The sequence below is a fragment of the Francisella sp. AG1 genome, from assembly GCF_057683165.1.
This window is the reverse complement of sequence record NZ_CM173135.1, coordinates 1265474-1291000: the sequence shown is the minus strand read 5'-3', so window position 1 is coordinate 1291000 and position 25527 is coordinate 1265474. Positions and strand designations below refer to the sequence as shown.

The window sequence follows — 25527 nt, the reverse complement described above, 5'->3', positions numbered from 1 at the left end:
GTTTGAATAAATTAAAACATATAATAATAAGATTATAAAATAATAATTAGAAAGTTATTACCATTCAGCTATAGCTGCACCATTTGGATAATATTTACTAGCTTCTTCTAAGATTTGATCATTATTGAGAGCTTTAACGTATTCTTTAAGCTTTGAATTATCTTTTTGAGAATCCTGCACAGCAATAACATTAGCAAAAGGAGAATCTTTTGGTTCAACAAAAATAGCATCTTTCAAGCTTAATCCAGCTTTAGATATATAATCATTATTAACGATTCCAAAATCAACATCACCTAAGTTGTTAGGAATCTGATCAGCTTGAAGAGCAATGATTTTTAGATTTTTAGGATTACTAACTATACTATCTATAGTAGCTTTCCAGGTGATATTATCTTTTAGCTTAATTAATCCAACATCTTGTAAAATCATCAAAGCTCTTCCTTGATTGGTAGGGTCATTAGGGATTGCCACTGTAGCACCATTTGGAATTTGTTTAATATGTTTAAATTTTTTAGAAAACATACCCATAGGATATAAGAAGGTTTTACCAATATAGGTTATTTTATAGCCAAATTGTTTAATTTGGTTTTCTAAAAATGGAATGTGTTGAAAGACATTTGCTTGTAGTTCTCCATCATTAAGGGCTCTATTTGGTAAATTGTAATCACCAAAAGTGACCAGCTTAACATCTAGGTTATATTTTTCTTTGGCTATTTTTTTGCTAAGTTGCATAATCTTGTCTTGAGGGGGGCTTGTGATATATCCGACGGTTATTTCATTAGCATCAATTTTTGCAGTTGTATTTAGATATATTTGCGTACCACAGGCTAATATTAAAATAGCTGATACTAACCATAGTGAAGTTAGTCGTCGAGCTGTGATCAGGTAGTTACCAAAAGATTGAGTTATTTGTACAAATATAACCAACATTATTACACCACCTAAGAGTAAAGTGTAATTGCCATAGTTATAACCCTTAAAATAAGTCAGATCTCCTAAACCACCACCACCAACAATTCCAGCCATAGCTGAGAATCCAATTAATGAAATACAAGTTAAAGTTGCTGCATCAATTAGCAAATTTTTAGATTCTGGAAGTAAGACTTTAAATATTATTTGGTATTTTGATGCACCCATAGCTTTTGCTGCTTCGATAAGGCCATTATCTACTTCGCGTAATGCTGATTCTGTTAAGCGAGCATAAAATGGCAAAGCCGCTATAGCAAGGGGGACTATCGAAGCAGTCGTACCAATAGTTGTACCTACTATAATCCTTGTTAGGGGGTATAGCAAAATAAGAAGTATAATGTAGGGGATACTTCTTGTGATATTTATTATCATGCTAAATGTTTTGTTAAAACTTTTAACAAATACATTTTTACTATCTTGTGTTATATATAATAAAATACCTAATAAAATACCACCAATAACGGCTACCAAAGTAGCAATGAAAACCATAAATATAGTTTCCCAGCTTGATTGAGCTATTAGGCTAAGCTCATGTAAACTAAATATTGTCTGCTGTTGCATAACCTAGCACCTTTAAATTAACATCTTGGTTTGAAAGAAATTTTAGAGCATTTTCCCAATCTTGGCGCTCACCCGTGATATGACAAATTGCGATACCTACAATTTGTTCTTGAATAGTCTCAATATTTGCTTGAATAATACTTGCTGTAGCATTAAATTGACGAGAAATTTCGGCAATAATAGGCATTTTACCTTTATCACCATAGAAAGTTAGTTGTACTACAGGAAAAGTATTATCATAGCTATATGGATTATCTTGGAGTTTTTTAGCTATAAAATCGGGTAATTTCGTATGGATGCTGGTTTCGACAAAAGATTTTGTTACTGGCATTTGAGGATCAAGAAAAATATCTAGAGTTTTACCAACTTCAGGGATACGGCCTTTGTCAATGATAGCAACCCGATCACAAATTTTTCTAACGACATCCATCTCGTGGGTAATCAAGACTATTGTTAGACCTAACTCTTTATTTAATCTTTTTAATAAAGCTAAAATTTGTTTGGTAGATGTAGGATCTAGTGCAGATGTTGCTTCATCTGATAAAAGTACTAATGGGTTGAGGGCTAGTGCTCTTGCAATTGCAACTTTTTGTTTTTGACCACCACTAAGTTCTTGTGGATATGCTGTTGCTTTATTTGGAAGCTCAACTAATTCTAAAAGTTCAAAAACTCTTTTTTTTATTTCAGCTTTTGCAACTCCTTGTATTTCAAGAGGTAAAGCAATATTCTCAAAAACATTACGAGATGAAAGTAGATTAAAATGTTGAAAAATCATTGCAACTTTTTTACGAAATGCTCTTAGTTGCTTAGGACTCTTTTTTGTTATATTTTCATCAGCTATAAAAATTGAGCCATCAGTTGGTTGTTCGAGTAGATTTAAGCATCTTAAAAGTGAACTTTTGCCCGCACCGCTATGACCAATTATACCAAATATCTCACCTTGTTTAACTTCAAGGTTAATATTGTCAAGAACAAGATTACTAACATCATTTGTTTTATATTCTTTTTTTAAGTTTCTAATTTTTATCATTTTTTGCCTTTGCTTTATCACCAATTTTACTTTCTTGACCACTTATTAATCTTTGAATATTTCCCTTATGCTTTATTAATATAATTATTGCTATTATTAGGAATGGTATTGCTGTTTGCAGGTCTGATGTGAATATTACAGAAAAACTTGCTAGAACAGTTGCTATCAGAGCAGCTAACGATGAGTAACGTGTGATTATTGCGACACATAACCAAGTGATTACAAATACTAGTCCTAATATCCATCCGAATCCAAAGAGAGTGCCTATAAGAGTTGCAACGCCTTTACCACCTTTAAATCCAAAAAAAATTGGAAATACATGTCCTAGGATGGCGTAGAGGGCTGTACAAGCTGTTATAAATTCATTATCTGTTAATATTTTAGCAATAATTACTGGTATTAAGCCTTTTAAGATATCAAATATTAAAGTGATAATAGCAGGTAGTTTACCTCCTATTCTAAGCACATTTGTCGTACCGGGATTCCCAGATCCAACACTTCTTGGGGATGGCAACCTAAAAATATAACAAACGATTATAGCGCTATTTATTGAACCTAATAAATAGGCAAATATTAACACGCTAAAATTTAAAAAACTCATATAGCTCCCTCAATGATTTTATATATTATTTATATGATTATAAAGAATAATACTATCTAGAGAGTAACTTGACTAGCTATTTTTATAACTTTGTTATAGGATTAGACCTTAAAAAAGTTATTCAATAATTTTTGTTCTAGAAGGTTAGGTTTTATGACTGTAATGAAATTCGATTTACTTAAAAAAGAAGGTAAGGCTAGAAGAGGAAAAATAAGTTTTCCTAGAGGAGAGATTCAAACCCCCGCATTTATGCCAGTAGGTACTTATGGTGCGGTTAAATCACTATCTCCAGTTGAATTAAAAGAAATGGGGGCAGATATTATTCTGGGTAATACTTTTCATCTTTGGTTGCGTCCTGGCACAGATATTATAAAAAAACATGGGTCACTACATGGTTTTAATGGTTGGGATAAACCTATTTTGACAGATTCTGGAGGTTTTCAAGTTTTTAGTTTAGGTAAAATGCGTAAGCTTACAGAGGATGGTGTAACTTTTAAATCTCCAATAAATGGTTCAAAAGTTTTTTTATCACCAGAAATATCGATGCAAGTACAGAGAGATTTAGGTTCTGATATTGTAATGTGTTTTGATGAATGTACACCATATCCTGCCACCGAAAAAGAAGCAAAAGATTCGATGGAATTATCAATGCGTTGGGCACAAAGATCTAAAGATGCACATGGAAATAATCCTTCGGCATTATTTGGGATAATTCAAGGTGGGATGTATGAGCATTTACGAGATGAATCTTTAGCAAAATTAAAAGAAATTGATTTTGATGGTTTTGCAATTGGTGGGTTATCAGTAGGTGAACCAAAAGATGATATGGTTAGGATTTTGGATCATACTGCTCATCAGATGCCAGAGGATAAGCCGAGATACTTGATGGGAGTTGGTACGCCTAAAGATTTGGTTGAATCTGTATATCGAGGAATTGATATGTTTGATTGTGTTATGCCTTCGCGTAATGCTAGAAACGGGCATATTTTTACTTCTGAAGGAGTCATTAAAATTAGGAATGCTAAGCATAAAGAGGATATCTCTCCGTTAGATCCTAATTGTGATTGCTATACTTGTAAAAACTTTAGTAAGAGTTATTTGCATCATCTTGATAAAACTAAAGAAATTCTTGGCTCTAGGTTAAATACTATTCATAATTTAACTTATTATCAAAATTTGATGAAAAATATTCGTAAGGCTTTAGATAAAGGGGAGTTTGAAAAATTTTTTAGAAAATTTTAAATAAATATATTTATTTTTTAAAAAAAGATTCTAGTAGCCTACTTGTTTTCTTAAATGATTCTGATGTGCTTTTTTTAGAAAGTAAATAGTATGACTTACCAGTTAAATAGCTTTTTTGGTCTGGAACATATAGGTAGTTGTTTTTGATATGCTCTTCAATGAGTAGTTTGTCTGTAATAAAAAAACCTATTCCTGCGAAACATGCTTTAATTGCTTGAAGTGAGTTTTTAAAGACTATTTCTTTATTATGCTTACTTATTATTTTATTATGTTGACACCATTGGTGATAATCATTGATTCTGATCTTATCATCTACATAGATAAGTTTTTGATCAGCAATAATTTCTGAGCATGTTTTTCCCTTATGCTTTGAATTGGTTATTAGTATTAATTCTCCTTCTGTCAGTTTAGACTTATCAATTTCATTAAACTCATTTTCATACCCATATTCTATGCTTAAATCTATATCATCATAATTAAAATCAACTTTTCTTCCTATTGTTATAAGTTGAATATCTATTTTTAGGTGTTCTATAAGCTCGTCAAGCCTGGGAATTAACCAGTTAGCACATAGTGTAGTCATACAGTTGATAGTTATTTTTTTAGATTTAGTTTCTTTGATAATATCCGTTGAAAGTCGTATCTCAGCAATTAAAGGTTCTATTTTTGTATAATAATTTCGAGCTAAATCAGTAATTACAAGAGTTTTTTTATCGGTTAAGAAAAGTTTTTTACCAAGATGTAATTCTAGTTTTTTGATTGATTGACTAACTGCTGAGTGAGTTATAAAAAGCTGTTCAGCTGCTCTTGTGTAGCTTTTGGTTTTAATAACAGCTACGAATATTGGTAGGGAATTTAGTGGTGGAAGATCATTCTTTTTTATCATATGTTTGTAAGTAAAGCTTACTCATGATGTAAGGATAAATCGTTTTACATAGCTATGCAATAGCTATATTATCTTGCTATAAATTTAAAATTTAACTATGACATAATGATTTCTATAAATAACCTTATAAGTCTAACTTTAATAATATTATCAGCATCTTTAATAGCTTTGGGGTCTTTTGCAAGAAAATATTTGGTTGAAATAGATGGTGTTTACTTGACGATGTTTGTTTGCTTTGTCGGTGGAACTATTATTATGTGGTGGGTTGTAAGTATTTCTTCATTTAAAAAAATTACACCCTCAGGTTGGAAATCAATACTTATTAGGGTTATGTTAGGCTTGTTGGCCCAGGTATTATTTTTTGTTAGTTTAAGTAAGGGATCTTTATTGATTACAATTTTATTATTTAATACTAGTCCATTATTTATTCCTTTTATACGTTTTCTTTTTTTTAAAAAGAATATTAGTTATTTTAATGTTAGTTGTATATTGGTTAGTTTTGTAGGGATATATTTGGTTTTAGGATCTGGCAATACTGGTGTTAATATATATGCTATAAGTGCTTTGTTTTCAGGGATTTTAAATGCCTCATCTCAGGTGGTGCTACATAATGCCAGCAAAAAAGAAGATGTGTTTATTATAAATTTATGGATATATACACTTATTGGTTTGTTATTGATTTTAATATTACCTTTTAATGTAGGTTCTATGGTCGATCTAAGGCATCTGTTTATACAGCCTTCATTAATATGGTTGTGTATGGCAATAATAATATTTAGCATTAGTTCTCAGATATTTAGAGTAAAAGCTTTTAAATATACGGATGATCCTGCTTTAGTTGCACCAGGGATGTATTTTTCAGTAGTAGTTGCAGCTATTTTAGATATTGTTTTTTATAATACTTCGATAGGGTATTTAGAAATGTGTGGAATCTTGATGATATGTTTATCTAGCGTATTATCAGTTATTAAAAAAACTTAAAAGGAGAATTAAATGCAAAAAACATTTGTTTTAGTTGCGGATTTTATAAATGAGATAGTTGATGAAAATGGTGCTTTTGGTGCTCATAATGCTCAGCGTGTAAAAGAGTGTAGGACTATGGATAATGCAAATAAACTTATAGCTTGGGCAAGACGGAGTAATGTTTCTATAGGCCATGTTAAGGTGGGCTTTAGTGAAAATTATAATGAATGTTCTAAGGTTTCACCAATGTTTAAATTGGCGCCAAAAAATAATGTTTTAAAACTTAATACATGGGCAACAGAATTTCATAAAAATATGGATGTCCAAGATAGTGATGTGGTAATAACAAAACATAGAGTTAGTGTATTGTATGGCACAGATTTAGAGGTGATTTTACGAGCGAATAATATTGAACATGTTGTTATATGCGGTGTTTCAACAAGTTATGTTGTTGAATCGACAGTTAGAGAATTACATGATCGTGATTATAGGGTTACTGTAATTGCAGACGCGTGCAACGCTGCTACTAAAGAGTCACATGAAGCTAGTTTAAATAACATGGCTAGAATTGCTAATATAATAAAACTTAATGATTTTGTTGCTAGTTAGATTAAATTATGGTACTTATTTTATTTGCTATATATAAATTAAAATTATAAATATATTTTGTTATAATTTTTGGTTACCAAAAAAAGTATTAGGTATTTATGTATTTTAAGAAAATGGAGCTGAAAAAAAACTGGGTACAAAGACGAGTTGTAAACTCTAGGGATAATTTAAAAAACGTATATAATTTGTCTAATAATATCTATTCTAGCTATTCAGATGAAGCTATAAAATTAAATCAAGGAGAAGATTATTTATATTTTTCTTCCTGCTCATATTTGGGTTTGCATAGTGATACTAGAATCATAAGGGAAATACAATCAAACAAAGACTTAGTCGATATGAAATTATTGTTTTCCTCGGCTAGGACAAGAAACTTTTCACGGTTAGAGGCTGTAGTTGATAAAAAATTAGAGCAAATATTCTCTCCATTTTCTGTAGTTCAATTTCAAAATGTACACTGTGTTCATTTAGGTGTTTTACCACTGCTTCTATCTAGAGAGTTCCCTATGGTTGAATTTAAGGAAGGTGGATGTCACTGCATAATCGATAAATATTCACATCAATCAATCAAGAGTATGATCGCTATAATAGCTCAGTTTTGTGAAGTTACTATTTTAGATATATCTAATCATGATGAATTATTAGCAATCAATCAAAAGATTAAGGCTAAAAATAAAACATTATTTATTATTAGCGACAGCTTAGGCTCAATGGGGGGAGTACATGATATTAGGAAAATAGTAAAATTTGTAGAAAAAAACAAGGGATATGTTTACTTTGATGATGCTCATAGTACGTCGATTTTAGGTGCAAATGGTTGTGGTTTTGTCATTGACCAGATAGAGGAGCAATCAAAAGCTAGAGTATTTATTTCTACTGGCCTTACAAAAGCTTTTGGGTCACATGGAGCAGTTATGTTGACCCCATTTGAAGAGCAACAAGAGTTTATAAGACAATATGCAACTACATATGCATTTTCAGGTCCTATTTCTAATCCAAATCTTGTGGCTACAAATGTCTGCTGTGATATACACTTATCTGATGAGATAGGTATTCTGCAAAAAAAGCTTTATTCAAATGTTGAATTTTTTGATAATAATTTTAATTATGAAGATATAAATCCTTATTTAGGTTCAGTATTGCCATTTAGAATAGTAAGATTACCTAGTGAGGAAAAATTACAAGAATGTTTGTCTTTTCTCAAACAGAAGAAAATAATAGTTTTAGGTGCAACTTACCCAACAGTTGAGAAAGGGAAGCCAATTCTTAGGATTTCTTTTTCATCGTCACAATCAAAGGATCAGATTTTATATTTAATAAATCAACTAAAAAAAAATGTGGGAGTTTGAATATATGGATCTAGAATTGGATAGGTTTTTGAAAGACAATTTTTTTATTCAAGCTTTGAAAAGATTGAGTATTGATAATCAATTTTTTTATATTAAAAATTTGGATTTGCAATATATTTTAGCATCTGAGAATCTATTCTCGATTACTGGGATAAAAGAAGAAGATTTTTTGTATAAAAAAGATGAGGAATTTATTTGGGGGAAACAGCATGCAAAATTATTTAATGCTGATGATACGTTCGCAATTATAACAAAAAATGAGCATATATCTCATTACTCTATTGATTTGCCAAAGGGAGGTGTGAGGATTAAAACCTATAAAACTCCTATAGTGAATAGTGAGGGACAAAGTATAGGATTGTTTGGAATAGCAGTTAAATATTAATCATTCTATATAAGAGCATTATGTCTCAATGCTTGTATAACCCATATAAATATAATCTAGCTAACACTCATGATGTGACGCGATAAATTTAAATTCTTTATTTAAATTTGCTATGAGTGGTTATATTTGAAATGTACCGTAATATAATACAGTGTATCATTATTTAGTTAAAGGTCGTCGTATGTGGAAATTATATTTTTTAAAGATGCTTATATAGTTAATCTGATAATATTGTGCTAAAGACGTGAGTAATAGCATCAGATAAATTATCAAAAGAATTATTTACTTTTCTTAAAATTCTTTTAAAATTGGCCCAAATTTTTTCTATAGGATTTAAATCAGGAGAATAAGCAGGAAGGTATAGTATCTGTATATCAAACTTCTCTGCTATTTTAGCCAATTTAGGAGACTTATGAAAACTAGCATTATCCATAACAACAGTAGTCTTTGGAATTAACTCAGGACATAAATGCTCTTCAAACCACTGATTAAAAATTTGAGTATCTGTATATCCAGTATACTCTAGCGGTGCTATAATCTTCTTTTCTAAATAGTTATAACCAGCAACTATACTTTTTCTCTGAGTTTGATAAGCAATAACTTCACCATAGCTAGGTTTACCAACAAGAGACCATCCTCTTAGTACAGACTGTTTATTATCCATACCCATTTCATCTAAATATACAAGTTTGTTAGGTTCAATAGTCTCAACAACCTCTATAAAACTTTGCCTATCTTGTTCTTTTCTTTGCTTATATTTAGGTGTCTTTTTTAAAAACTAAAACCAAGTCTGGTAAGACAATCATAAAATGTGCTTCTAGGTATTTCAGGAGCTAATGCTTCTCTAATATCTAAAGCCATTGCATCTGGATATGTTCTTAAGTAGCTTTCTATCGCTTCCTTATCTGTAAAGGTTGCTACTCTACCGCAACCCAAGCCTTGCTTAGATTTATAATCACCAGTTGTCTCGTATAAGTTTATCCAAGATCTAGTAGTACGGATATCTATATTAAAAAAATTACTTAGCTCTTTGTCTGTTAGGCCTTCTTTATATTTAGTTATTACGATATCTCTGAAATCTTGGCTATATGATGACATTTTTTCTAAATATTATAACATTATTGTCAAATAACTATCGGATTAACTATATTATTGTTATTAGCTAATTATTGTTGTTCTATGAATAATACTCAGAATCTTCTTTATTTACAGGCATATTTTAATCATAAAAGCACTAATAAAATTTTAAACTATCAGGGTCAAATAATAAGTTATTCAGCATCCCTAAAAGCCCCAAGATACTAATAATAATTTCTTCATATAACTACTATATAAATGCATTGATAATAATATTTTACTAAGGTAAAATTCTTAGGTTCAAAACTTTAATTACTCTTTAGGAGATGAAATGAAAAAAATATTATTAGCATTAGCAGCGGTTGCATTATTTACGTCTAATTCTTTTGCCGCAGGCGGTGCTGAGGCAGCAGGTAGTCCGATAAGTTCTATTTTGATGTTAGTTGTATTTTTTGCTATATTCTGGTTCTTACTTATTAGACCTCAGCAAAAGAAGAATAAGAGCTTACGCAAGATGCTTGCAGAACTAGCAAAAGGTGACGAAGTTGTTACTAGTGGTGGTATGATAGGTAAAATTGCTAAGATTGATGAGACATTTGTGGATTTGGAAATAGCAGAAAATATTATTGTAAAAATTCAAAGAAGCGCTGTAGCAAATATTTTACCTAAGGGTGCTACTAAAGCTTAATTAACCATTCTAGAAAATTTAATCTTTTTTCTTTTTAATAAAGGAATTTTTCGATGAGTAATAATAAAGGTTTACCTATAAACCAGTTTCCATTATGGAAAAATATTTTAATAGTTCTTATATTGGCTTTAGCTATTTTTTATGCATTACCAAATGTTTTCGGTAAAAGTCCTGCTTTACAAATATCCCAAAAAGATAGTGATGTAGATATGCAGCTATTAATAAAGCTTGAAAAAGCTTTGGATAAAGAAAAAGTAGAGTATTTAAGAGCTAATCTGTCTGATAATAAAAGTAATATAGCTATAACCTTTAAAGATGTGGAAGAGCAACTTAGGGCTAAGAAAGTACTAAAAGAAAGTCTGGGTCATAATTATATTATTGCAATGAATATGCTATCTAATTCTCCTCTGTGGTTATCAGCAGTTGGTGCTAACTCTATGAATTTGGGTTTAGATTTGCGTGGTGGAATGTATCTGATGCTAGAGGCTGATACTAGAGCAGCAATAGATGCTCAACTTGATAATTCTCTAGGGATTATACTGAATGCGGCTAAAGATGATGATATAAGTATTTCAAGCTCAACTAAATCAGAAGAAAAACTAGCTATCAAGGCCCCACAAGAATATATTGATAATGGTTTTGTATCTGTGACTTTAGCAGATACTGCCGAGGTTAGTAAACTTGTACATTACTTAAATTCTGATTTTAAAAAGAATCAAGATCCAAATATTTCTTATACTACTAAAGGCTATACCGTATTTATTACCTACAATAGTGCTAAAATTCTTCAGCTAAGACAAGGAGCTATTTCTCAAGTTGTAACTGTAATGAGGAATCGTATTAATGCTTTAGGTGTTGCTGAGGCATCTGTTGCTCAAGCAGGTGATAGTCGTGTTGTTATTGAGATTCCTGGGATGCAAGATGCTACCCAAGCTAAGCAAATTTTAGGAGGAACTTCTACAGCTAGCTTTTATTTAGTAAATCCAGTAACAAATAGGTTGGCTATAGAAGAGCAAGGCTATAAGGTTTATTCATTAGATAATGGTAGGGGCTACCAAAGTTACTATAGTTTGAAAGGAAATGCTGTTGCTGGTGGAGCTGATATTATAGGAGCAAATCCTTCTGTTGATCGTCAAACAGGCACCCCGATCGTTATGGTTGAGTTGAGTAGGAGTGCGGCTAGTAGTTTTAGAAAAATAACAGCTAAAAATATTGGTAACCCAATGGGTGTTATGCTTGTAAACACTACTTATGATAAAGTGAAAGATAAAAATGGTAATGAAAAAAATATAGTTAACAAAACAGAGAAGTTAATTAATGTAGCCACAATACAATCAGCTCTTGGTTCACATTTTCAAATAACAGGTTTGAATCAAAAAGAAGCAAATAATCTCGCATTGATGATTAAGGCTGGATCATTACAAGTTCCAGTGCATATTGTTCAAGAACAACAGATAGGTCCAAGTTTAGGCAAAGATAATATTGAAAAGGGGATGCTATCAATAGTGATATCTCTTATCGCGGTTATTGTCTTTATATTAGCCTATTATAGGGTTTTTGGTATTATTGCAAATATAGCTTTGATAATGAATTTAGTGTTGATTGTTGCTGTGATGTCAATTATTCCAGGGGCTACTTTGACTTTGCCAGGTATCGCTGGTATTGTACTTAATCTCGGTATGTCAATTGATGGTAATGTACTGATATTTGAACGAATTAGAGAAGAGATTCGCGCAGGTATGCCACGTCAAAGCGCTATACATGTTGGTTATGAGAAAGCATTTACAACAATTGTTGACTCTAATATTACGACATTAATCGTTGCTGTAATTTTATTCTTTATTGGTAGTGGTCCAGTTAAAGGCTTTGCTATCACTTTGATGATTGGTATTATTACATCTATGTTTACAGCAGTTACTGTGTCTAGAGCCATGACAAATTTTGTTTATGGTAAGAAGAAAAAGTTAGACAAAATTTCTATAGGAATATAATTTTAGGTTGGATTTATAATGGAATTTTTTAAGCAAAAAACACAAATTGATTTTTTAGGAATTAAAAAATATACTACGGCTTTTTCTGTGATAATGATTATTGTGTCATTATTTTTTATATTTACAAAAGGTTTGAATTTGGGTTTAGACTTTACCGGGGGTTATCAGGTTCATATTCAAGCTTCTGGACTAGTAACCTCTGAAGACATGACCCAGAAATTGAGAAAAATAGGTTTTGAAAATACAAGTATTACAACCTTTGGTGATAACAATAGTTATCTGATTAAATTTGCTCCTGATGAAGTTAATTCAAAATCACAAGATTTAGAAAATGCGCAACAGCATCTAAAACAAGAGGTTGAGAATGCTCTTAGTGTTAAAGTTGAGGGAGTTGATTATATTGGTCCTCAAGTTGGTAAAGAGCTAGCAAGTAATGGGGTTTTAGCTATTATTGTAGCATTAGTATGTATATTAATTTACATTAGTGCTAGGTTTGAGATGAAGTTTGGAATAAGTGCATGTATAGCCTTATTACATGATCCAATTGTTATTTTGGGAGTGTTTGCTGCTTTTCAATTAGAGTTTAATTTAACTGTATTGGCAGCAGTATTAGCTGTTATAGGTTACTCATTAAATGATACTGTCGTGATTTATGATAGAGTTCGGGAGAACTTCAGAAAAATGCGTAATGCAAGTGTTGTTGAAGCTGTAAATAGAAGTATTAATGATACTTTGTCTAGGACTATACTAACTTCTGGATTAACTATGCTTGTTGTGGTTGTATTATTCTTATTTGGTGGCGCTTCTGTTCATAATTTCTCATTAGCTCTTATTTTGGGAATTATTGTTGGGACTTATTCATCAATTTATGTTGCAGGAGTTATTGCTGTAGCATTAGGCTTAAATAGAGAATCCCTGCTTCCAAAGCAAATTAGTAAAGAAGAGACTCCGATACTTTAATTAATTATTTTAATAATTTTGTTAGTTAAACAGTGTATAATTATTATGTAGGGATTAACAAAAGGAGAATGTATGAGAAAAGTAGTTTTAGGTCTTTCTATTGCAGTTGTTGGGGTAAGTTCTTGCTTAGCAATGTCAACAAATAATAAAGTTGAGGAATCAACAATTAGTAAGCAAGGTGAAAGTAATGATTATCAAAAACTTGTAGATATATACTTAACGGATGATGAAAAGTCTGCAGTCTCTGGAACAATAACCTTAAATAATCAAGATAATTATAATGTTTTTTACTGTAAACAAAATAATTGGTGTGAAGTGGTCGAAATAAATAATGGTAAAGTAGGTTGGGTAAGTTTAGATAAGCTAAAACAAGCCCAAGAGAAGTATGCTAAACAAATGTATAAAAAAAATACAATAGATCAAGTGGTGGCTTATACTAAACAGCAAGATCAAAAAATAATTCAGCTACAAACAGCTATGATGCAAATGCAAAAAGAATTTTCTCAGGTATTGCAACAGCAGCAATCACAAATCAATCAATTAAAACAAGTATATTATTATCAATAATAGGAGCCATAATGGCTAAAAAAAAATTATTACCAGCTACAAAAACAAAAAGCTTACCAGTCGTATCTGATAATAATCTCAACTCTTATCTGAATTTTGTAAATACATTACCAATATTATCCTTGGAAGAGGAACAGGATTTAGCAAGACGGTATAAGTATAAAAAAGACTTAGATGCTGCGCAACAACTTGTATTGTCACATTTACGATTTGTAACTAAAATAGCAAGAAATTTTTCTGGGTATGGTTTGTCTATTGCGGATCTTATTCAAGAGGGTAATATTGGTCTCATGAAAGCAGTAAGTAAGTTTGATCCTGAGCAAGGGGTAAGATTAGTATCTTTTGCAGTACATTGGGTTAAGGCTGAAATGCATGATTATGTTCTCAAAAACTGGAAAATAGTAAAGGTTGCAACTACAAAGGCTCAACGCAAGTTATTTTTTAACCTTAGGAGTAGTAAGAATAAGATTGGTTGGTTAAGTTCTGAAGACATTAAACAATTGGCTGAGGAGCTTAATGTTAAAGAAGAAACTGTTATTGAAATGGAAAAAAGAATGTGTCAAGGGGACGCAAGTCTTGATCTTCCTTATAATGATGATAATGGCGATCAAACTAATCAACAAAGTTTATATTTAGAAGATAAATCCTCTAATATTGAGCACCAAATTGTTGAGCAGGACTATTATGATAATTTTAAGAGCATTGTTAAAGATGTGTTGAGTGAATTTGACACTCGTATGAAAGATATTGTTATGTCACGATATTTGCTTGATAAAAAGGCTACATTACAAGATTTGGCGGCTAAATATAAAATTTCGGCAGAAAGAGTTCGTCAAATAGAAGAAGAAGCTTTAGCTAAGCTTAAAAAGGCTGTAAAAAACAGATCTTAATCTTTTTATCTTATATAATTTATTCAGTAAAACCTAATGATTATGTTAATATTAATCCTAATATAATTACTTTAACTATAGAGAAATGAAAGATTTTATAGCTAAAATAAAATCAAGCATTAATGGGCAGGTTTATCTTGATGGTTCGAAAAGTATTTCGAATAGAGCTTTGATAATAGCAGCTATGGCTGGTGGTCAAACTAATTTTGAAAATCTACCAAATAGTGCTGATATATTAGCTTGTGTTCAAGCGTTAAAAGAATTGGGATGTAAACTTAATCATAGGCAAGAAAATAAATCTTTAGTAATAACTGGTTGTAATGGTCAGTTTATTAATTCTAATGCAAAAATATTTTGTAATGAATCTGGAACTTTAACTAGGTTTATAATTCCTATGTGTGCTGTACAAAAAAATGGTAAATATTATATATATGCTAAACAGCGAATGATGGATCGTCCTTTAGCGGATCAGCTAAAACCATTGGAATTGCTTGGTATGGATGTGATCTATCATGAGAATAAATATTCGATGCCTTTAACTATGAGTGCAAATGGTTTAGTGGGAAAAAATATAGATGTGGATGGTGAGAAAAGCTCTCAGTTTGCTTCTGGCTTACTTATGGCTGCGCCTTTTATGCAATATGGTTTGGTTTTAAACTCTATTAGTGATCATAAGCAACCGTATCTAGATATGACTACAAAAGTTATGGCAGAATTTGGAGTTAATGTCGAGATTGAAAATAATATATATAAAGTTGAGAGGGGAAGCTATATTTCACCTAAGACTTATGTGGTTGAACCTGATGTTTCTACCGCGTCATATTTTTGGGCATTTGCGGCTATTACGGGGTCTTGTATCAAAGTTATGAATATAACTCAAAGATCCAAACAGGGTGATATTAGGTTTTTAGAAGTATTAAAAGAAATTGGCTGTAAAGTAGATTGTTTTGAAGATGGTGTGCAAGTGACAGGTCCAGGACAGTTAAAGGGTGTTAAGGTTAATATGCGGAATTTCTCTGATACTTTTATGACCTTAGCAGCTATAGCTTGTTTTGCAAATTCAGATACTCATATCATAGGCTTAACTCATACAAGAGGTCAGGAGTCTGATAGAGTTGCTGCTATGACTGAGGGGCTAACTAAGCTTGGGATATATGTTGAAACTACTTTAGATAGCATATTAATTTCACCATCTAGAAGTAAGTTTAGACCTGCAGAAGTTGATAGTTATAACGATCATAGAATTGCTATGTCTTTAGCTCTCTTAGGTTTGAAATATGAGGGTGTTATAGTTTCAAATGCAGAAGCTGTGAATAAGACTTGCCCTGATTATTTTACTAGAATGAGAGCTTTGGTGACTTAGTTATGAAAAAAAAAGAGCGAATTATCGTTAGGTATCTTAATCAAAGATGGTATAAGAAAGCTCTTGTAATTACAGGGTCAGAGCAAGAGTCTTTTAATAAAATTAATGCTTTGAAGTTAGTGGTTTGTTCTGGTTACTTAAAAATAAAGAATCCGGCAGGATGTATTTTTGATATTGGAGTATGGCCATTTGAGCATAAATTTTTTGATCTTATAATATTTGATGAAAGTTTTGTAAGTGGTTCAAAGCGGATGAAAATTTTATTAAATCAATTACATTTTTGTTTGGCTGATGATGGTGAGGTGGTCGTAGCTTCTTTAGAGAAAGTTAGGTTGTATGAGCTGGTATCAAAATTTTTGGCAAATGGATTCATTAGTAAGAAATTATATCTAATGAATGTTACTAACAATTTTATTATTAATATGTTTAAAAAAGTTGCCAGTAAAAATTTTGTTGTAGTATTTAAAAAAGATGTTTTTTTTACTGCAGATGCTTTGAAAGTGGAAGATTTTGTGAAAGAGCCTGTCAAAGGGAAGGTTTGTAGTAGTAGTGTTAGGGAAATATATGGTAATTCTCAAAAGAAAAAATAATGTAATAGCATATACCGATGGAGCATGTAAAGGTAACCCTGGTGTTGGTGGCTGGGGTGCTGTACTTAGTTATAATGGTATAGATAAAGAAATATATGGTAGTGAAAAAGATACTACTAATAATCGAATGGAGCTTTTGGCGGCTATTAAGACTCTTGAAATGCTAAAGCGAAGATGTGATATAACTATTTTTACGGATTCTAAGTATTTGCAAAATGGTATTAATCAATGGCTAGATAATTGGAAAGCAAATGGTTGGAAAACGGCTGCTAAGAAAGAGGTTAAAAATAAGGATTTATGGCAACAGTTAGATAGTTTAGCGCAAAAACATAACGTTACTTGGAGTTGGGTGAAAGGACATAGTGGAGATCCTGGTAATGAGAAGGCTGATGAGCTTGCAAATAAAGCAGTTGCAGAGCTGGTAGGGAGTTGTTAGTATGCGCAACCTTAGTCATAAAAAAGTTTTAGTTTTATATACTGGTGGTACAATTGGGATGCTTAGCACTAAGCATGGGTATGATGTTGAACCAGGATATTTAACTAAAGCTATAGAGAGTGTTAGAGATTTTTATGAATATAATATGCCAAAGTTTGAGATCAAAGAATATGATAACCTTATAGATTCATCAAGCATAGACCCAAAAAGATGGAAACTGTTAGCATTAGATATTATAAAAAATTACCAAGATTATGATGGTTTTGTACTTTTGCATGGAACGGATACTCTGGCTTATACAGCATCTGTATTATCCTTTATGCTGGGTGAAATTCAAAAGCCTGTAATTGTTACAGGCTCTCAAATCCCAATATCTAAAATTAGATCTGATGCAATATCAAATATTATAAACAGTCTAATCTTTGCATGTGATGATAAAGTAAAAGAGGTGTGTGTTTACTTTAATCAAAAACTACGTCGTGGGAATAGAACAACTAAGGTTTCGGCAACTGATTTTGATGCGTTTATATCTCCAAACTATTCAAGCTTGGCTTATGTGGGAATAGAGGTTGATCTTAAAGAGCAAAGATTATGGCAAAGAAAATCTCCTATCAGCAATTTACCATCTCTTGATTTTGGTATAGTTCCTGAAATTGCCATCCTCAGCATATTTCCAGGTATAAGTGCTAGAATGCTAGAGAGTGTTTTAAAATTGCCGTTACAAGGCTTAATTCTGAAGTCTTATGGTGCAGGAAATATTCCTAATGATCAAAAGATTTTAGATAATTTAAAGAAGGCTAATGATCAAGGGATAGCAATAGTTAATTGCACACAATGCTTATATGGAGCGGTAGATATGAGCACTTATAAGGCTGCTCATGATTTGAAGCAAATTGGTGTTTTATCTGGAGGAGATATGACTGATGAAGCAACTTTTGGAAAACTTTTTTATCTATTATCTCAGCCGAATATAACTCATCAACAAATCAAAGAAGCTTTTAAAATATCTCTACAAGGCGAGGTAACAATTTCTGAATAAATTTTTGTATAAAAGCTTGTTCATTAACTTATATTAATATAATATATGAATTGTAATATATGAAAAATAATTCACATAATTAAGGGAAATTAAATGAGTAATATTGCTGAATTAATAGAAGGTAATAGAAAATGGGCTGAAGAAATTAAAAAGACAACGCCTGATTTTTTTGAAACATTATCAAAAGGTCAGTCCCCTGATTATCTTTGGATTGGCTGTTCTGACAGCAGAGTTCCTGCAAACCAGGTTTGTGGCTTGGTACCTGGTGAGGTTTTTGTTCATCGAAATGTTGCAAATGTAGTATCTCTTACGGATTTAAATTGTTTATCAGTATTGCAATTTGCTATAGAAGTTTTGAAAGTTAAGAAAATTATTGTTTGTGGGCATTATGCTTGCGGTGGTATAGAGACAGTTGTTAAGGATAAGAGCTATGGTTTAATTGATAACTGGTTGACATCTATTCGTGAGGTGAAAGAGCAAAATAAAGAGTTTATTGAAGAGACGCTTGCTTATCTAAAAGATGATGAAGAAACTTATATGAAGAAAAAAATTGATATGATGTGTGAGATTAATGCATTACATCAAGCTTTAAATCTTTGTAAAACTACCGTTGTAAAAGCAGCCTGGGCAAAGGGTTTGAAATTTACTATTCATGCAGCTATTTATGGCGTTGGGGATGGTAAACTTTATGAAATCGGCGGAGGTGTTGGCTCTAGGGAGGAAATGGATATAGTATATGGACAAGCTATTAAGGCTATTAAATCCAGATATTGCCTTTAATTATTTATTTAAAATTCTATATAGTAAATAAGCAACTAATGCAGCTACTATATTGGTAACAAATATAGCTGCCATATATGGACTATAAATATAGCTATTAAATAAAGTGAGAGAGTTTAAAATAGTATAAATGCTAAAATATATCAAACAAGCAGCTTTAAATTGATTATTTTTAAATAATGCTAAAACTGAAAATATAAATAGTCCTAGCTGAAAGATTCCTATTTGAAAAATTGCAGGTGTAAAAATCCATCCTTGAAATTTACTGATACTATCCCCATTTACTAAATAGGCATAACTGTTAATAAAAGAAAAGAAACTTATATTGCTAATAATGAAATAGTTTGCATAAATATTAGCATGTTGTTTTGTGTAAATGATGCTTGAGTGTAAAAATGCTATTATAAAAGGTGTTATTAATAAACAAATACTTATAATAATAGTTAACATGAGTCTTTGTATTTAATAGAAAATAGCTAGATTCTACAATAAATATATTAGCTTGTCATATATTTATAATAAAGATATAGACAATCTAACAGATGATAGTTAAAATTTGCTACTAGAAAATCGTTAAATAAAATAAAAGGAAAACTTTAAAATGAATGTAATTGTAGAGAAAAAAGAAGGAATTAATTGTTCACTATTGATAGAAGTATCTGCTAATGAAATTGATACAGAAGTATCAAAAAGAATTAATGAAACAGCTAAAACTATAAAATTAGATGGTTTTAGACCTGGTAAAGTTCCTGCTAGCATGGTTAAGAAAAAGTATGGTGAGCAAATTCGTATGGAAATCATCTCTGATCTTATACCTAAAAAATATTCAAAAGCGATACAAGATGAAAAATTAGCAGTTGCTGGCATTGAAGTTGATCTTAAAGAGAACAAAGAAGGAGAACCTCTTAAGTTCGTTGCAAATCTTGAACTTTTCCCTGAGTTTGAAGTAACAGGATATGACAAAATTGAAGTGCAAAAACCTATTGTTGAACTTACTGATAAAGAAGTTAAACAAATGATAGAGAATCTTAGAAAGCAGTTAGCTACATATTCAGGTGTTGATAGAGCTGTAGAAAAAGAAGATAAAGTAAAAATTGATTTTGTTGGTAAAAAAGATGGTGAAACTTTTGAAGGTGGAACTGCTAATGACCAAGAGCTTGTAATCGGTTCTGGTCAAATGATACCGGGCTTTGAAGATGGAATCATTGGAATGAAAAAAGATGAAGAAAAAACTATTACTGTAACTTTCCCTGCAGAGTATCAAAATAAAGACCTTGCAGGCGCTGAGGCTACATTTGATATTACTGTTAAAGATATTCAACAAGCTGAATTGCCGGAAATTGACGAAGAATTTGTTAAAAAATTTGGTGTAAAAGGTGGTGTTGATACTTTTGAAGATGAGATTAGAGAAAATATGCAGCGTGAACTTAAGTTTATCTTACAAAGAAAAGTTAAAGATCAAGTTTTCAAAGGTTTAAGAGAGATTGCAGAATTTGAGACTCCTAAAGCTTTAATTCAAAGAGAAATTGAAGCAGCTAAACAAAATTTAGTTAAGCAAATGGGAGGCGATCAGAAATTTGATGTAAATCAGTTACCTGATAACTTATTTGAAGCTAATGCTAAACAAAAAGTTGAGACTAGTCTAGTACTTGATAATGTAATGAGATCTCAAAAATTTGAAGCTACAGAAGATGATGTTGATAGTTTGTTAAACGAGATGGTTCAAGCTTATGAAGAGCCAGAAAAAACAAAAAAAGAAATCAAGAAAAATGAAAAAGAGATCTCTAATTTAAAGGCATTAGTTATTGAAAATAAATTAGCTGATTGGGTTTTAGATCAGGCTAAAGTTACAGAAAAAGAAGAAGATTTCTTTGAAATTATTAAAGAAAATATGCAAGCGCAACAAGCTGGATTTTAATTTATCTAGTTTATTAAATGAGGTTATAAATGATAACTAATAATTTAGTTCCTACTGTTGTAGAAAAAAGCTCTAATGGTGAAAGAGCTTACGATATTTATTCGAGACTTTTAAAAGAACGTATAGTTTTTTTAAATGGTGAAGTAAATGATCAGTCAGCTAATTTAGTGATTGCGCAACTTTTGTTTTTAGAATCTGAAGATCCTGAAAAAGATATCTATTTTTACATAAATTCTCCAGGTGGTATGGTTACTGCGGGTATGGGTGTTTATGATACTATGCAGTTTATTAAGCCAGATGTGAATACAATTTGTATTGGTTTAGCTGCTAGCATGGGCTCACTTTTATTAGCTGGTGGAGCTAGTGGTAAAAGGTATAGTTTGCCAAGTTCACAAATTATGATTCATCAGCCTCTAGGTGGCTTTAAGGGTCAAGCGTCGGATATTGAAATTCATGCTAAAAATATTTTACGTATTAAAGAAAGGTTGAACAAGGTTTTAGCGCATCATACAAATCAGGATATGGAAACTATCGTTAGAGATACTGATAGAGATAATTTTATGATGGCAGATGAAGCAAAAGAATATGGTTTAATTGACCATGTGATTGAGTCTCGTGAGGCAATAATTAAATAAAATAAGGAAGGCTTGATTTTAAAATGGCTAAAATTCTATATTGTTCTTTTTGTGGTAAGTCACAGCAAGAAGTTAAAAATATCATCTCGGGTAGGGATGGTAATATCTGTAATGAATGTGTGGCTAAATGTGCGAGTAGAATTCATAGTGGTGATAGTACTATGGCTGCTGAAGATATTTCTTTTGACAAACTTCCTAAACCTGTTGAGATAAAAAAATATCTTGATGATTATATTGTTGGTCAAAACAATGCTAAAAAAGTATTGTCAGTAGCTGTATATAATCATTATAAAAGAATTACTTCAGCAGTCACAGATGATGATACAGAGCTTAAAAAAAGTAACGTTTTGCTAATCGGCCCAACAGGTTCGGGTAAAACATTATTTGCACAAACTTTATCCAAGCTTCTTAATGTTCCTTTTGCAATCGCAGATGCTACGACTCTTACAGAAGCTGGTTATGTAGGTGATGATGTTGAAAATATCATAGTTCGTCTATTACAAAATGCCGAGTTTGATGTTGCTAAAGCTCAAAAAGGTATTATATATATTGATGAGATTGATAAAATAGCACGTAAATCAGAAAGCTCGTCTATTACTCGAGATGTTTCAGGAGAAGGTGTTCAACAGGCATTATTGAAACTTATCGAAGGTACAGTGTCTTCAGTCCCTCCTAAAGGTGGAAGAAAACATCCTAACCAAGATATGATTGAAGTTGATACTTCAAATATTCTTTTTATATGTGGGGGAGCTTTTGCAGGTATTGAGAAAGTTGTTAAGCATAGAATGGATAAGGTTAGTATTGGATTTAATGCTGATGTTATTCAGCAGAAAAATAACTTAGATACCCAAAGGTTAATGCAAAAAGTTGAAAGTGAAGACTTAACAAGGTTTGGATTGATTCCAGAGCTAATAGGTCGTTTACCTGTGGTTACTGTGTTAAATGAGCTAACTGAAGATGATTTGGTTAAGATCTTAACAGAGCCTAAAAATGCTCTTATTAAGCAGTATATAAAATTATTTAAATTTGATAGTGTGGATGTTGAATTCACTGATGAAGCTCTTGTTGAAATAGCTAAAAAAGCAATTATGAAAAAAACTGGTGCTAGAGGGCTTAGGACTATCTTAGAGAATGTTCTTCTCGAGGTAATGTTTCATGTACCATCTTCACAAGAGATTGAAAAGATTATTATTAATGATAAGGTTGCGCTTGATCAACAAGAACCTATTTTAGTAACTAAAACAAAAGAACAAAAACAATTAAAAGATATAATTTAAATATTTACAGGAGTATGTGAGTCTATGTCAGAAACGTTAAGTGTTGTTCCTGTTATCCCTTTGAGGGATGTGGTTATATATCCATCGATGACTATTCCGTTAAACGTTGGGCGTAAGAAATCAATAGAAGCTGTTAAACAGGCATCAAATAATTATAATAATTATGTTTTATTAGCTACTCAAAAGAATGGTTCAAGTACTGGTGATGTCGTTGATAATATTTACGATATAGCAACACTTGCTAAGATCATACAGGTCATGAAGCTTCCTGATGGTACTTTGAAAATTATAGTCGAAGGTGTAGCTAAACGATTAGTTGAAAAATATCATAATGATGATGGTTGTATTTATGCAAATCTTGATAGCTTGCATATTGATGATAGTCATGATCCTAGTCAGATAGATAAAGAATTAAAAGCTATATTATTATCAATATCTGATTCACTTAAAAAATTTGTTGACCTTAGTGGAAAAGTATCAAAAGAAACATTAGTAAGTCTGATTGATATAGAAGAGCCAAATAAGTTTATTTATGAAATATCTACGGTTCTTAACTCTGAGATTGCTAAGAAACAAAAGATATTAGAATCTAGCGATATTAGAAATAAAGCTTTATTGCTTTTGACATGCCTTTATGAAGAATTAGAAATATTAGAGCTGGAAGTTAAAATAAAAGATAGAGTAAAATCTCAAGTTGATAAAAATCAACGTGAATATTATCTTAATGAACAAGTTAAAGCTATTTATAAAGAGCTTGGTGAAGCTGATGAAGAATCAGAAGTTTCAGCAATAAAGAAGCGAATTGAGACTACAAAGATGTCTGAGGAAGCTAAAGAAAAATGTTTAAAAGAGCTTAAAAAGCTAAAAGCTATGCCACCTTCTTCTTCAGAATCAGCAGTTTCAAGAAACTATATTGAAACTATACTTTCTTTGCCTTGGGGTAAGAGAGCTAAAGTTAAAAAAGACATCAATCTTGCAGAAAAAATTTTAGAAAAAGATCATTATGGTATTAAAAAAGTAAAAGAAAGAATACTTGAACATTTGGCTGTTCAGATTAAAAGAGATAGTAATACAAAAGCACCTATCCTATGTTTAGTAGGTCCTCCAGGTGTTGGTAAAACATCTATCGGTCAGTCTATTGCTAGAGCGACAGGGCGTCAATATGTACGTATGGCACTAGGTGGAGTCCGTGATGAATCTGAGATTAGGGGACATCGTCGTACTTATATCGGCTCTATGCCTGGGCAGATAATCCAAAAAATCACTAAATCAAAAACAGAAAATCCTTTATTTTTATTAGATGAAATAGACAAGGTATCATCTGATTTTAGGGGAGACCCATCGGCGGCTTTACTCGAAGTTCTAGATCCAGAGCAAAATAGCACTTTTAATGATCACTATCTTGAAATAGATTATGATTTATCAAAAGTAATGTTTGTTGCTACTGCAAATTCTTTAGATATAGATCCAGCCTTGCGTGATAGATTAGAAATTATTAATTTATCTGGTTACACAGAAATTGAGAAACAAGCAATTGCAAAGCAGTATCTTTTACCAAAAGCTTTAGAAAATAATGGACTTTCTAAAAAAGAAATCAATTTTACTCCTAAAGCTATTTTGGATATTGTTAGGTATTATACTAGAGAAGCTGGTGTGAGAAATCTGCAGCAAAAAATTGATGGGGTATGCCGTAAAGCAGTGAAGAATCTCTTAAAGGATTCAGAAGTAGGTAAAGTTTCTATTACACAAAAAAATTTAGAGAATTATTTAGGTGTCCAGCAATTTGACTATGGTATCAAAAATTCTACAGCTAAAGTTGGTCAAGTTACTGGTCTAGCATGGACTTCTGTAGGTGGGGAGCTTCTTACAATTGAAGCTCTAGCTATGCCAGGTAAAGGAAAAGTTAAATACACTGGTAGCTTGGGCGATGTTATGAAAGAGTCTATTGATGCTGCATTTAGTGTTATGCGTTCCATTTCTAAAGAATATGAGTTAGCAGATGATTTTTATGAAAAGAAAGATGTCCATATTCATGTCCCTGAAGGAGCTACACCAAAAGATGGTCCAAGTGCTGGTATCGCTATGACAACAGCTCTTGTTTCAGTGTATACTGATAAACCTGTTAGAAATGATATAGCAATGACTGGTGAGGTAACTTTACGTGGAGATGTTTTGCCAATTGGAGGTTTGAAAGAGAAACTTTTAGCAGCTTTAAGAGGAGGCATTTCAGAGGTTTTAATACCTAAGCAAAATGTTAAAAATCTTGCGGATGTCGATAAAGAAATCACAGAAAAGCTTCAAATAACACCTGTAAATAGTATAAAAGAAGTTTTAGAGAAGGTTTTTTGATATTTTTGTATTGAAACACTATGTTTTTAGTGTTATAAAATTAATTGACATATGTCAGTTTATAAAACAAAAGGAGTTATAATATGAATAAGAGTGAATTAGTAAGTGCTATAGCAAAAGAAGCAGATGTTACTAAAGAAGTTGCCGGCAACACTCTAGATGCTACTATTGCTGCTGTAACTAAAGCGTTGAAAAATGGCGATAGTGTAACTTTGGTAGGTTTTGGAACTTTTCAAGTTAAGGATAGAAGTGCTAGAGAAGGTAGAAATCCAAAGACTGGTGAAACTATTAAAATTGCAGCTTCAAAAGTCCCAAGTTTTAAAGCTGGCAAAGGCCTTAAAGATGCAGTAAAATAATAAAATATGTACAAAA

Annotated in this window: 26 protein-coding genes; 20 read left to right on the top strand and 6 right to left on the bottom strand. The window is 31.5% G+C overall.

Features of this window, described 5'->3' with window-relative positions; translation table 11 throughout:
• Window positions 1–57 precede the first annotated feature (57 nt).
• Genes ACR0PV_RS06740 through plsY form a run of 3 tightly spaced genes read right to left on the bottom strand, consistent with a single transcriptional unit; the run spans window position 58 to window position 3161 of the window.
• Window positions 58–1530: a MetQ/NlpA family lipoprotein gene (locus tag ACR0PV_RS06740; protein WP_488172372.1), complete on the bottom strand. Its 1473-nt coding sequence runs from the start codon at window positions 1528–1530 to the stop codon at window positions 58–60.
• A complete protein-coding gene (locus ACR0PV_RS06735; RefSeq protein WP_488172371.1) occupies window positions 1508–2560 on the bottom strand; it encodes a methionine ABC transporter ATP-binding protein in 1053 nt (350 codons plus the stop codon). Before ACR0PV_RS06735 ends, ACR0PV_RS06740 begins: the two co-directional genes overlap by 23 nt.
• Window positions 2547–3161 (bottom strand): glycerol-3-phosphate 1-O-acyltransferase PlsY, encoded by a 615-nt coding sequence (gene plsY, locus ACR0PV_RS06730; protein WP_488172370.1) that lies wholly within the window; start codon window positions 3159–3161, stop codon window positions 2547–2549. The genes ACR0PV_RS06735 and plsY overlap by 14 nt, the downstream gene beginning before the upstream one ends.
• Before the next feature lie 153 nt (window positions 3162–3314).
• Between plsY and tgt the strand changes: the two genes are divergently transcribed.
• Window positions 3315–4403: a tRNA guanosine(34) transglycosylase Tgt gene (gene tgt, locus ACR0PV_RS06725; RefSeq protein WP_488172369.1), complete on the top strand. Its 1089-nt coding sequence runs from the start codon at window positions 3315–3317 to the stop codon at window positions 4401–4403.
• 10 nt (window positions 4404–4413) lie between these two features.
• On the opposite strand, the gene ACR0PV_RS06720 is transcribed toward tgt, so the two are convergent.
• Window positions 4414–5289 carry a LysR family transcriptional regulator gene (locus tag ACR0PV_RS06720; protein WP_488172368.1) on the bottom strand — a complete coding sequence of 292 codons (876 nt, stop codon included), beginning with the start codon at window positions 5287–5289 and terminating at the stop codon, window positions 4414–4416.
• Window positions 5290–5394: 105 nt separating this feature from the next.
• Here ACR0PV_RS06720 and ACR0PV_RS06715 point away from each other — a divergent pair, with 105 nt between their 5' ends.
• The 4 genes from ACR0PV_RS06715 (at window position 5395) to ACR0PV_RS06700 (ending at window position 8595) form a co-directional block, all read left to right on the top strand.
• Complete coding sequence (locus tag ACR0PV_RS06715) at window positions 5395–6270, top strand: DMT family transporter (protein ID WP_488172367.1); 876 nt, start codon at window positions 5395–5397, stop codon at window positions 6268–6270.
• A gap of 12 nt (window positions 6271–6282) precedes the next feature.
• Entirely contained in the window at window positions 6283–6861 is a 579-nt protein-coding gene (locus ACR0PV_RS06710) for a cysteine hydrolase family protein (protein WP_488172366.1), read from the top strand.
• Window positions 6862–6959: 98 nt separating this feature from the next.
• Window positions 6960–8210 carry an aminotransferase class I/II-fold pyridoxal phosphate-dependent enzyme gene (locus ACR0PV_RS06705; RefSeq protein WP_488172365.1) on the top strand — a complete coding sequence of 417 codons (1251 nt, stop codon included), beginning with the start codon at window positions 6960–6962 and terminating at the stop codon, window positions 8208–8210.
• 4 nt (window positions 8211–8214) lie between these two features.
• The gene (locus tag ACR0PV_RS06700; protein ID WP_488172364.1) at window positions 8215–8595 is read left to right on the top strand and encodes a hypothetical protein; all 381 of its coding nucleotides are present in this window, start codon (window positions 8215–8217) and stop codon (window positions 8593–8595) included.
• A gap of 217 nt (window positions 8596–8812) precedes the next feature.
• Here ACR0PV_RS06700 and ACR0PV_RS06695 read toward each other — a convergent pair.
• A protein-coding gene (locus tag ACR0PV_RS06695; protein ID WP_488172153.1) for an IS630 family transposase occupies window positions 8813–9693 on the bottom strand; the annotation gives its coding sequence in 2 pieces (ribosomal slippage) (window positions 8813–9369 and window positions 9369–9693; 882 coding nt in all).
• 310 nt (window positions 9694–10003) lie between these two features.
• Between ACR0PV_RS06695 and yajC the strand changes: the two genes are divergently transcribed.
• From yajC to ACR0PV_RS06645, 10 genes are all read left to right on the top strand, one after another.
• The gene (gene yajC, locus ACR0PV_RS06690; RefSeq protein WP_488172363.1) at window positions 10004–10360 is read left to right on the top strand and encodes a preprotein translocase subunit YajC; all 357 of its coding nucleotides are present in this window, start codon (window positions 10004–10006) and stop codon (window positions 10358–10360) included.
• A 53-nt stretch (window positions 10361–10413) separates the two neighbouring features.
• On the top strand, window positions 10414–12351 hold the full coding sequence (secD, locus tag ACR0PV_RS06685) for a protein translocase subunit SecD (RefSeq protein ID WP_488172362.1): 1938 nt from the start codon (window positions 10414–10416) through the stop codon (window positions 12349–12351).
• An 18-nt stretch (window positions 12352–12369) separates the two neighbouring features.
• On the top strand, window positions 12370–13311 hold the full coding sequence (secF, locus tag ACR0PV_RS06680) for a protein translocase subunit SecF (RefSeq protein WP_488172361.1): 942 nt from the start codon (window positions 12370–12372) through the stop codon (window positions 13309–13311).
• Window positions 13312–13383: 72 nt separating this feature from the next.
• Complete coding sequence (locus ACR0PV_RS06675) at window positions 13384–13878, top strand: SH3 domain-containing protein (RefSeq protein ID WP_488172360.1); 495 nt, start codon at window positions 13384–13386, stop codon at window positions 13876–13878.
• An 11-nt stretch (window positions 13879–13889) separates the two neighbouring features.
• Window positions 13890–14768 (top strand): RNA polymerase sigma factor RpoH, encoded by an 879-nt coding sequence (rpoH, locus tag ACR0PV_RS06670; protein ID WP_488172359.1) that lies wholly within the window; start codon window positions 13890–13892, stop codon window positions 14766–14768.
• Between the two features lie 85 nt (window positions 14769–14853).
• Window positions 14854–16131 carry a 3-phosphoshikimate 1-carboxyvinyltransferase gene (gene aroA / locus ACR0PV_RS06665; RefSeq protein WP_488172358.1) on the top strand — a complete coding sequence of 426 codons (1278 nt, stop codon included), beginning with the start codon at window positions 14854–14856 and terminating at the stop codon, window positions 16129–16131.
• A gap of 2 nt (window positions 16132–16133) precedes the next feature.
• Entirely contained in the window at window positions 16134–16721 is a 588-nt protein-coding gene (locus ACR0PV_RS06660) for a class I SAM-dependent methyltransferase (RefSeq protein WP_488172357.1), read from the top strand.
• Window positions 16696–17157: a ribonuclease HI gene (rnhA, locus tag ACR0PV_RS06655; RefSeq protein WP_488172356.1), complete on the top strand. Its 462-nt coding sequence runs from the start codon at window positions 16696–16698 to the stop codon at window positions 17155–17157. The genes ACR0PV_RS06660 and rnhA overlap by 26 nt, the downstream gene beginning before the upstream one ends.
• Before the next feature lies 1 nt (window position 17158).
• Window positions 17159–18196 carry an asparaginase gene (gene ansA / locus ACR0PV_RS06650; RefSeq protein ID WP_488172355.1) on the top strand — a complete coding sequence of 346 codons (1038 nt, stop codon included), beginning with the start codon at window positions 17159–17161 and terminating at the stop codon, window positions 18194–18196.
• Window positions 18197–18289: 93 nt separating this feature from the next.
• The gene (locus tag ACR0PV_RS06645; RefSeq protein WP_488172354.1) at window positions 18290–18976 is read left to right on the top strand and encodes a carbonic anhydrase; all 687 of its coding nucleotides are present in this window, start codon (window positions 18290–18292) and stop codon (window positions 18974–18976) included.
• Here ACR0PV_RS06645 and ACR0PV_RS06640 read toward each other — a convergent pair whose 3' ends face one another.
• Complete coding sequence (locus ACR0PV_RS06640) at window positions 18977–19426, bottom strand: DUF6790 family protein (RefSeq protein WP_488172353.1); 450 nt, start codon at window positions 19424–19426, stop codon at window positions 18977–18979.
• Between the two features lie 151 nt (window positions 19427–19577).
• Here ACR0PV_RS06640 and tig point away from each other — a divergent pair, with 151 nt between their 5' ends.
• The 5 genes from tig to ACR0PV_RS06615 all read left to right on the top strand — a co-directional run bounded on the left by tig (window position 19578) and on the right by ACR0PV_RS06615 (window position 25511).
• A complete protein-coding gene (gene tig, locus ACR0PV_RS06635) occupies window positions 19578–20894 on the top strand; it encodes a trigger factor (RefSeq protein WP_488172352.1) in 1317 nt (438 codons plus the stop codon).
• Window positions 20895–20923: 29 nt separating this feature from the next.
• The gene (gene clpP, locus ACR0PV_RS06630; protein WP_488172351.1) at window positions 20924–21529 is read left to right on the top strand and encodes an ATP-dependent Clp endopeptidase proteolytic subunit ClpP; all 606 of its coding nucleotides are present in this window, start codon (window positions 20924–20926) and stop codon (window positions 21527–21529) included.
• Window positions 21530–21552: 23 nt separating this feature from the next.
• Window positions 21553–22806, top strand: a complete 1254-nt coding sequence (gene clpX / locus ACR0PV_RS06625) for an ATP-dependent Clp protease ATP-binding subunit ClpX (RefSeq protein WP_488172350.1) — start codon at window positions 21553–21555, stop codon at window positions 22804–22806.
• 24 nt (window positions 22807–22830) lie between these two features.
• Window positions 22831–25155 (top strand): endopeptidase La, encoded by a 2325-nt coding sequence (lon, locus tag ACR0PV_RS06620; RefSeq protein ID WP_488172349.1) that lies wholly within the window; start codon window positions 22831–22833, stop codon window positions 25153–25155.
• 83 nt (window positions 25156–25238) lie between these two features.
• Complete coding sequence (locus tag ACR0PV_RS06615) at window positions 25239–25511, top strand: HU family DNA-binding protein (protein WP_488172348.1); 273 nt, start codon at window positions 25239–25241, stop codon at window positions 25509–25511.
• Window positions 25512–25527 lie beyond the last annotated feature (16 nt).

Excerpts from the sequence above, each read along its gene's own strand:
- ACR0PV_RS06660 (WP_488172357.1), top strand. The coding sequence starts at position 16,134 with ATGAAAAAAAAAGAGCGAATTATCGTTAGGTATCTTAATCAAAGATGG.
- ACR0PV_RS06645 (WP_488172354.1), top strand. The coding sequence starts at position 18,290 with ATGAGTAATATTGCTGAATTAATAGAAGGTAATAGAAAATGGGCTGAA.
- secD (WP_488172362.1), top strand. The coding sequence starts at position 10,414 with ATGAGTAATAATAAAGGTTTACCTATAAACCAGTTTCCATTATGGAAA.
- ACR0PV_RS06735 (WP_488172371.1), bottom strand. The coding sequence starts at position 2,560 with ATGATAAAAATTAGAAACTTAAAAAAAGAATATAAAACAAATGATGTT.
- ACR0PV_RS06705 (WP_488172365.1), top strand. The coding sequence starts at position 6,960 with ATGTATTTTAAGAAAATGGAGCTGAAAAAAAACTGGGTACAAAGACGA.
- tgt (WP_488172369.1), top strand. The coding sequence starts at position 3,315 with ATGACTGTAATGAAATTCGATTTACTTAAAAAAGAAGGTAAGGCTAGA.
- aroA (WP_488172358.1), top strand. The coding sequence starts at position 14,854 with ATGAAAGATTTTATAGCTAAAATAAAATCAAGCATTAATGGGCAGGTT.
- yajC (WP_488172363.1), top strand. The coding sequence starts at position 10,004 with ATGAAAAAAATATTATTAGCATTAGCAGCGGTTGCATTATTTACGTCT.
- lon (WP_488172349.1), top strand. The coding sequence starts at position 22,831 with ATGTCAGAAACGTTAAGTGTTGTTCCTGTTATCCCTTTGAGGGATGTG.
- secF (WP_488172361.1), top strand. The coding sequence starts at position 12,370 with ATGGAATTTTTTAAGCAAAAAACACAAATTGATTTTTTAGGAATTAAA.
- plsY (WP_488172370.1), bottom strand. The coding sequence starts at position 3,161 with ATGAGTTTTTTAAATTTTAGCGTGTTAATATTTGCCTATTTATTAGGT.
- rnhA (WP_488172356.1), top strand. The coding sequence starts at position 16,696 with ATGGTAATTCTCAAAAGAAAAAATAATGTAATAGCATATACCGATGGA.
- ACR0PV_RS06675 (WP_488172360.1), top strand. The coding sequence starts at position 13,384 with ATGAGAAAAGTAGTTTTAGGTCTTTCTATTGCAGTTGTTGGGGTAAGT.
- rpoH (WP_488172359.1), top strand. The coding sequence starts at position 13,890 with ATGGCTAAAAAAAAATTATTACCAGCTACAAAAACAAAAAGCTTACCA.
- ACR0PV_RS06715 (WP_488172367.1), top strand. The coding sequence starts at position 5,395 with ATGATTTCTATAAATAACCTTATAAGTCTAACTTTAATAATATTATCA.
- ACR0PV_RS06710 (WP_488172366.1), top strand. The coding sequence starts at position 6,283 with ATGCAAAAAACATTTGTTTTAGTTGCGGATTTTATAAATGAGATAGTT.
- clpP (WP_488172351.1), top strand. The coding sequence starts at position 20,924 with ATGATAACTAATAATTTAGTTCCTACTGTTGTAGAAAAAAGCTCTAAT.
- ACR0PV_RS06740 (WP_488172372.1), bottom strand. The coding sequence starts at position 1,530 with ATGCAACAGCAGACAATATTTAGTTTACATGAGCTTAGCCTAATAGCT.
- ACR0PV_RS06640 (WP_488172353.1), bottom strand. The coding sequence starts at position 19,426 with ATGTTAACTATTATTATAAGTATTTGTTTATTAATAACACCTTTTATA.
- clpX (WP_488172350.1), top strand. The coding sequence starts at position 21,553 with ATGGCTAAAATTCTATATTGTTCTTTTTGTGGTAAGTCACAGCAAGAA.
- ACR0PV_RS06720 (WP_488172368.1), bottom strand. The coding sequence starts at position 5,289 with ATGATAAAAAAGAATGATCTTCCACCACTAAATTCCCTACCAATATTC.
- ACR0PV_RS06615 (WP_488172348.1), top strand. The coding sequence starts at position 25,239 with ATGAATAAGAGTGAATTAGTAAGTGCTATAGCAAAAGAAGCAGATGTT.
- ansA (WP_488172355.1), top strand. The coding sequence starts at position 17,159 with ATGCGCAACCTTAGTCATAAAAAAGTTTTAGTTTTATATACTGGTGGT.
- ACR0PV_RS06700 (WP_488172364.1), top strand. The coding sequence starts at position 8,215 with ATGGATCTAGAATTGGATAGGTTTTTGAAAGACAATTTTTTTATTCAA.
- tig (WP_488172352.1), top strand. The coding sequence starts at position 19,578 with ATGAATGTAATTGTAGAGAAAAAAGAAGGAATTAATTGTTCACTATTG.